8 protein-coding genes are annotated in these 7,388 nt (G+C 54.2%); 4 read left to right on the forward strand and 4 right to left on the reverse strand.

From position 1 onward, the window contains the following. The 3 genes from ACR0EK_RS20050 to ACR0EK_RS20060 all read right to left on the reverse strand — a co-directional run. Positions 1-1,078, reverse strand: a 1,078-nt coding sequence (locus ACR0EK_RS20050; RefSeq protein WP_480968091.1) for an alpha/beta hydrolase, incomplete at its 3' end; no start/stop codon positions are given. 254 nt (positions 1,079-1,332) lie between these two features. Next, positions 1,333-2,079 (reverse strand): outer membrane protein, encoded by a 747-nt coding sequence (locus ACR0EK_RS20055; protein ID WP_253282656.1) that lies wholly within the window; start codon positions 2,077-2,079, stop codon positions 1,333-1,335. Positions 2,080-2,147: 68 nt separating this feature from the next. Continuing rightward, on the reverse strand, positions 2,148-3,224 hold the full coding sequence (locus ACR0EK_RS20060) for an AraC family transcriptional regulator (RefSeq protein ID WP_480595353.1): 1,077 nt from the start codon (positions 3,222-3,224) through the stop codon (positions 2,148-2,150). Between the two features lie 476 nt (positions 3,225-3,700). Here ACR0EK_RS20060 and ACR0EK_RS20065 point away from each other — a divergent pair, with 476 nt between their 5' ends. The 4 genes from ACR0EK_RS20065 (at position 3,701) to ACR0EK_RS20080 (ending at position 7,127) form a co-directional block, all read left to right on the forward strand. Then, a complete protein-coding gene (locus ACR0EK_RS20065) occupies positions 3,701-4,756 on the forward strand; it encodes a DUF1214 domain-containing protein (protein ID WP_170431627.1) in 1,056 nt (351 codons plus the stop codon). 17 nt (positions 4,757-4,773) lie between these two features. Continuing rightward, the gene (locus ACR0EK_RS20070) at positions 4,774-5,784 is read left to right on the forward strand and encodes a DUF1254 domain-containing protein (protein ID WP_480968092.1); all 1,011 of its coding nucleotides are present in this window, start codon (positions 4,774-4,776) and stop codon (positions 5,782-5,784) included. A gap of 40 nt (positions 5,785-5,824) precedes the next feature. Then, a complete protein-coding gene (locus ACR0EK_RS20075) occupies positions 5,825-6,613 on the forward strand; it encodes a transporter (RefSeq protein ID WP_170400928.1) in 789 nt (262 codons plus the stop codon). Between the two features lie 160 nt (positions 6,614-6,773). Continuing rightward, entirely contained in the window at positions 6,774-7,127 is a 354-nt protein-coding gene (locus ACR0EK_RS20080; protein ID WP_480899521.1) for a phosphate-starvation-inducible PsiE family protein, read from the forward strand. 81 nt (positions 7,128-7,208) lie between these two features. Here the strand turns inward: ACR0EK_RS20080 and ACR0EK_RS20085 are convergent. Beyond that, positions 7,209-7,388, reverse strand: a 180-nt coding sequence (locus ACR0EK_RS20085; RefSeq protein WP_480968093.1) for a hypothetical protein, incomplete at its 5' end; no start/stop codon positions are given.

Consider the following 7,388-nt stretch of genomic DNA (forward strand, 5'->3'; position numbering starts at 1 on the left):
AAATTCGTCCGTCCGTTTCAGTCCCATAGTTCGTCTCCTTTGCTGCAATAAATGCTATCAAAGGAGCGGCAGCAAACCGCGACACGTCCACTTCGGCCTCGGTCACATCGATGATATGTAGGGTTTTCATCTCAGACAGTCGGCGCTGGAACAGAGACCCATTTATTGCTTCATCGGAAACCTGACCCAGACGGTCGCGGCCGAAGACCAACCGTGACATCGCCAGCGCTGAATCGGTCTGCGATTGATAGAGTGTCACACCTATAACGGCATCCAGAAGGCCGTCTTCAATTGATTGCAAGAAATAGCTTCGATCAAGATCGCTGCTGATCAGGATCAACTGCCCCAGCCGCGGCTTTGGCCCAGGCCGCAAAGCAATCTGATAGGCGGCTTCAAATGCGAGCCTTGAGCCTGCGCTGTATCCTATAAGGTGAATGCGCCGGGCGTTGGTGTTTGCCGACAAGTATTCGACAAGAGAACGCAAATTGCGGCGCGTCGCCAATGCAGATTCCTGATCCCGAAAATACGCCAAGCGATTGGGTGTAGCGGGCCAGTTGTAGCTGATGAAGGCGCCCTGATAGCCCAGAAAGTGTTGCAACTCTTTGGAGACAAGGGTCGAGTAATCAAAATCGACATTGTAGCCATGGACATAGATGAAAATGTCTTTGTTGCGAGAGGCTGCAAGGTGATCGTCAATCCATTGGGCAAACCGAAGTCCGGCTGCCTTCATCTCCTTTTGCGAAGGTGGATCGTTCATGTAGCGCGTGACACTGAACGGCATGACACCAATCTCTTGTACGTCAGACAAGCTGAGCGTGTAGTCCTTAGCGCGGTCGCGCGTCATGGTAACGTGGCGAAGCTTTTTCAACGTCGCCAATGGGGGGTTGCTTTGCACTTCGGCAATGCCGGTACGCAGAATGTGACCGCGCTCATTGTTGTAATAGGCTTGTGGGTCGCCGGGAACCGCGGGCAGCCGATCTGTAGCGTAGAATAGCTGCGAACGCTGCACGAAATTGTCTTCCGTGATGTCCTTGTAAGGGTCAAAAGCAGCCTCGGCATAGACCGTTGGGGAGGGCATCAGTTCAATTTCGTCATAGATGTTTGGCCCGCAGGCAGCGAGGACACAGAACGAACACACGGTTGCCGCAGGCAAAGCTCTGGCAATCAGTCGCCTCGTCGTTCCTTTTCTGAATTGCCTTTGTCCGACTGTTCGCATCCGGCTGCAATTGTCGGTCCCAAGCATGTCGGCACCGCTGCTCGCGCCTTGGCGCAACTTCGATACTACAGACCTGTTTGTGTTCGGCATGGCCGCCTTTCGCATAATGCCCTTACTCAGAAGCTGTAGGTCACACCCAACACGGGTCCGAATTGTGAGAGCTTGAACCTGCTGTCAACTTCACCTTTGTCGACCATGATGTAGCGATAACCTGCGCGCAAATTCCACTTTGGAGCGATCGCATAACCTACCGTTGCCAAAAACTGTGCGGTTTCGCGATCTGAGCGAAATCCACCATAGTCGGCCAAGGCAACGGCCGACCATCGGTCATTGATCTGATACCGGATACGGGCCGCAATCAGAGGGTCTATCCAATCGTCGCTGGCACTGGAACTTGGTGCCGGGGTGGGGCCGCCGACCAGAGTGATCGTGCTGCTCGTCTCAAACCAGCGAAACCCGCCACCGAGATCGACGGCCAGGTTTTGGTCTTGATAGGCCGTGTAAGCGGCATATCCACTTAAAAACTGCGTCTTCAGACTGGTTTCAGCGCCACTGAACACCGGGCCGGGAGTGTCATTGTCAAAGGACAGGTCTGTGCGCATGTAGTCCGCGATCAGCGACCACCGGCCACTTCGCGCTTCAAGTGTACCCATGAATGCCAGATCAAGGTTTTCAACCGCTTCACTGAAGCTGAGTTCCGACTCCAGCGATCCAATGGTTGTCTTGGTGTCCGCCGCGTAGATGTAGAAGCTGCCGGAAAAACTCCAGTCGGAGTCCTGTGCCACTGCTGTTGATCCGCCGGGCAGCATCGTCGCCGCAACCAGAAAACTGCTTGCGATACACCGTATTTTTAAGCACGCCATGGCCCGCTCCCCCCTTTGCCTATCCCGAGTTCGAGGCGCGGCAAAAGATGGGCCGCGCCGTTGTCCTGTTACGTTTCACAATCGCATTCGACCGGGTCGAGTATCGGAACAGATGCCTTAACGCTATTCATTTCACGGGCGCGAAACTCTGACGGTGTTTGACCCGTCCATTTCTTGAAGGCCCGTGTCATGGCCGTCGCGTCAGAGTATCCCAAATGATCAGCGATATCGCCCACCGACAATTCAGACTTGGAAAGCAGATGTTTCGCCTGGTCACATTTGGCTTCGATGACGATGCGCGACAGTGATGTCCCATAGACAGCAAGCCGTCGGTTGAGAACCGCGCCTCGAAAACCGCATGCCTTGGCGAGCGCCGTAGCCGACAAGTCCGTGCGCCCGACCCTTGAGTTGGCAACGCTTTGGATCGAACTCAACAAGTCTGTAGGTACAGGGTTTTTTTCGTCCTGAGTGGTCAACACGTACTCGGTCGCGGTTCGGTTAACCAGTTCAAACAAAAGCCAGGCACTTGGGAAGCGGATGGAATACCCGTCTGAGCCCGCACCTACCGCCCGGATACCGTAGAAGTAAGACGGGAGCAGATCAGGACGGTTCACACGCACAAGAACCTTATTTGCTTCCCAACGCTGACCTGCGGTTTCATGCAGCAACGTAGCCCATCGGCTGATCTGAAACGCATCCATATAGGCGGGCGAACAGCATGGCGTGAACCTGCGTTTGGCGGACAGCACGGCGAACTCTCCAGAGACATCGAGTGTCATGGTGACCGCGTTTGTGTTGTTTCCCGCATGAACGCAAAACCTGGCAATGAAATCGGCCAGCGACTTTGCTACGCGAAAGGCCTGTCCGAATGGGGATGCAACGGTCGGATCTGAAGTTTGACCAACAAGTGCTGGAAAGTCTGGGGATGTCTTTTGTGCGACGGCTTCAAACACGGCATAGACAGTGTCGTGCGGAATGAAACAACTCGGAGCGTTCAATTCCGAGAAGGATAGATCGAATTCCGCTAGGAGACTTTCTACAGATTGACCGGATTCTTGAAACGCAAGCAAAAGCGGCACGATAACCCGCCCGCGTGTAAGCGGCGGTGTTCTGTGTTGAGCATGTGCGTCATGCCCTGTCATCATAGCTCCTTAAGACCCCGCAATTGAAAGGTCGGGCACGTCAAGCATAGACCAGCGCGGCTCTGTGTCCCTGACCTGCGTCAAAGCGGAAGTCACTTTTTGAGGTAAAAAAGTCAGGTGCCCGCTGGTAGGGGCTCAATCGAATTGAACCACGCTACCCGCAGAGAGTGCGCTCTAAGAGATTGACATCACCACACGAATAATAGGACCGCCGTCGGGTCAATATGCAAAGAGAGTTTCTAGTTGTTGGCCGAAACGCTATCGCTACCTGTCATTTTTAACCAGTTTTCGGAAGCGGTCGCTCCAATCTGTCAGGGCATACATTCGAACTTTGTGGTTTGTTGGAGAGAGATGGCCAAGGCTCCAATTGTAGCATTTTAAAAAACAACAAAATGAGAGGCGTGAGAATGCGCTTTTGATCAGGTGCCGGGACCATCAAGCAATGCATTTCTGTAATTGGCTAGTGGAGCGGGCAAACTATGAATCTCACGCACAAACGCTGGAAACTTGCTGCTTTAGCTGTCCTGATTGGAAGCACAGCGACCGCTCAGAGCTTTGATACCACGGTCGATGCACTTGCTGAGACATACGAAGTGCCCATTACCATAAACAACTTTGTTCGGGCTGCTACAGACAATGAACTGAAGACGTACAATGGCCTGGCCGGAGGCGTAAATCAGTTCTTTCACTTCAAAGAACCCACCCCCATCGACAATCAGCCCACCATTCGGATGAATCGCGACACACTCTACAGCGTTGCGGTTATTGATATCAGCCAAGGCGCAACCTTGACTCTGCCCGATGTGGGCGACCGATACATGACGACGATGGTGGTCAATCAGGATCATTTCATCAATGAAGTGTTCGACGGTGGCGGTGTGTTCCAGCTTGACATGGGTACATTCCATACCCCCTACGTACTTGTTTTCATGAGAATACTGGTGGATGCCGAGAGCCCCAAGGATGTTGCGGCGGTCAATGCAATTCAGGACGGGTTCACCATTGATGCTGCCTCCGCAACGCCCTTCGAAATGCCCAATTACGACGCGGAGAGCTTTGAGGCGCTGCGCCAAGCCGCAATTGAGCTGGGCAGGTTCGCCACAGACAGCGTCCGGACTTTTGGTAAGGCAGATCATGTAGACCCATTACGCCATTTCCTTGGCACAGCAGTCGGCTTTGGTGGGCTGCCAGAAGACGAGGCCTTTTATCTTAATATCGAGCCCGGCCTGCCGCTTGGGGAATACAAAATCCAGGTCCCGGCGGATGTGCCAGTGAACGCATTCTGGTCCGTGAGCCTTTATAATGCAGACGGGTTTTTTGAACTCAATTCCCTCGACACGTATGTGGTCAACTCGGTCTCAGGCACCAAGAATGACGATGGCAGTGTGACCGTGCACTTCGGCGGTTGCAACGACGGACGTGTGAACTGTCTCCCGATCATGGATGGCTGGAACTATGCCGTGCGCCTTTATCAGCCGGGCCCAGAGGTCATCGACGGAAGCTGGGTCTTCCCCTCCGTAGAACCCGCAAACTGAACAACAGGATGCTTACGATGAAAAAGCTTCTTCTGACAGTCGCGCTTACACTCCCGACAGGCGTTTGGGCCGAAGACATGGTCGATGTGACCGTCGACACCCTTGTGCGCGCCGAGACAGATCACATGTTTCGGACCAACATGGCCAATCTCGGCCTCGCTGTTGGCGAATTGGGGCATATGCGCGAAGCCACCACACCGGATAACCAGCCCGTCATCCGCATGAACCAGGACACGCTCTACTCCGGCGTTCTGCTGGATTTGAGCGAACCCGTCGAAGTGACACTGCCTAAAGCGGATGGCCGCTATATCTCGATGCATGTCATCAATCAGGACCACTTCATGTATGCCGAGGCAGAGCCCCGCACGTATCAAATCACACAGGAAGACCTTGGTACGCGCTTTGGTTTCATCGCGTTTCGCACATTCGTCGATGTGACTGACCCGGATGATATTGCCGCCGCGCAAGCGGCACAGGATGGAATTGTCGTCAGCGGCGGTGGAACGGGCCCGTTTGACGCGCCCAACTGGAACACCGAACAACTTGCCACTGCGCGTCAGGCGATAAACGATTTATCCTTGCTGGGCACCGATTCAGCCCGCGCCTTTGGCAGAACAAAGGACGAGATTGATCCGGTTCAGTTTCTGGTCGGTGCGTTCTCGGGTTGGGGCGGTCTTCCGCCTGAGGCCGCGATCTATCTGTTGGACGCGGTCGATCAGAATGACGGCGAAACACCGCATGCGGTAACCGTCAAGGATGTGCCGGTTCGGGCGTTCTGGTCGGTGACTGTCTATAACGGTGACGGCTTTCTGGAAGCCAATGATCTGGGCGTAAACAGCTACAACGGTTACACAGCCGAAGCAGCAGAAGACGGCTCGGTCACGTTGCATTTCGGTGGGTGCGACGATGGCCGCGTGAACTGTCTGCCGATCACTTCGGGCTGGAACTATGCGATCCGCCTTTATGAGCCGGAGGATGCAATCCTGAACGGCAATTGGACCTTCCCGAAGTTGGAGCCGATCAACTAGGCCACTCGCCCAACCTGCATTTCAAAAGGAGTACACGGCTATGCGTCGATCCCATACTCTTATGGGGCTGCTTTTTGCAGCCAGTGCCGGAACCACAACCGTTGCAGACGAGGCATCCGATCTGGCCCAGGAACTGGCCAACCCGCTTGCGGCAATCGTCTCGGTTCCGTTTCAATTGAACCATGATGAAAATCTGGGCGTCTCTGATCAGGGCTCGCGCACCACGCTGAACTTTCAACCAGTCGTGCCCTTTCAACTGAACGATGACCTTAACCTGATCACCCGAACTATCATTCCTTACATCTGGCAGGAAGACGTTGTGCCGGGCACACGTCAGGAGGGGTTCGGAGATATCCTTTTCTCTGCGTGGTTCTCGCCAATCGGAACCGGGGACATAACGTGGGGCGTGGGTCCCGTTGTGCGCTTTCCAACCTTTAGCGACGTATCGAGTGATACATGGGCTGCTGGGATCACCGGCATTGCACTGCGACAGACCGGTCCGTGGACCTATGGTGCGCTGGCCAATCATCTGTGGGATCTAGAAAGCAACCCCGACACCCCCACGAATGTGAGTTTTGTCCAGCCCTTTCTTGCTTATTCCACCGAAGGCGCGTGGACCTATTCGCTGCAAAGCGAAAGCGCCTATGACTGGGAAACTGATGCCTGGGCTGTGCCTATAAACGCTTCGGTCTCCAAGCTGGTCCAATGGGGGGCGCTGCCGGTCAATCTGCAAGCGGGGGCGGGCTATTGGCTCGAAGCGCCCGAAGTGGGTGCCGAAGGCGTTCGCTTGCGTTTGCAGGCTCAGGTCGTCTTGCCCAGAGGGCGCTGACGTTTGGCTGAAGAACTTTTTATGAAACGTCGAAAATAGGGAGGTCTTGATGGCCGATCAGATGCAACGCAATGCGCAAGCGCATGTCGAGCTTGACCCTGACCATTAGGATCTGATTGTCAGAAGCTGCAATCGGCTCATTCGACACGCCGTTCGGGTGATGTCTTTGTTCATGGTCGTTGTGATCGGATTTGCCGTCATCGACGCCGGTTACTCGTTCTACATCAAGCTTGTAAGTCCACCGGCCCTGATTCTTGACGTCAGTGTTCTGTTGGAGGTTTTTGCGGCCGCGCTTGTTGTGCTGATCGCTATCGAGATTTACACGAATGTCACGCTCTGCCTGACGGCCGATGTCATACATGTGAAGCTGGTAGTTGCAACTGCCCTGATGGCCGTTGCCAGAAAGGTCATTACACTCGATACGACGGACCTGGAGCCGCTTTATTTCGTTGGGTATTCTGGACTCGGTCTGGCGTTTGGTGTCACGTATTGGTTGCTGTGGCGTGGCAAGTAGATATTTCAAAGGACGCCTGTATCGACGCTGGCATAAGCGAGATCGCCGACATTAGTGTTTTTTGAAGCCGCAATCGCCTCCTTATTCAGCCAAAGAAGAAACGCTCGAAAATCTTAAAGAAATCCGGAAGCAGACCTTGGCACCTGCCCGGTGAAAGTTCCCTTTGTCCGCATAGTGTTGAAAAATTCCGTTGATTGGTTTGCCTGTCGCTGATTCACTCGTTTTTGAGAGTGGAGGTGCGGTGATGATGGGACCGAGGCA

It is taken from the genome of Ruegeria sp. AE4 (assembly GCF_056542185.1).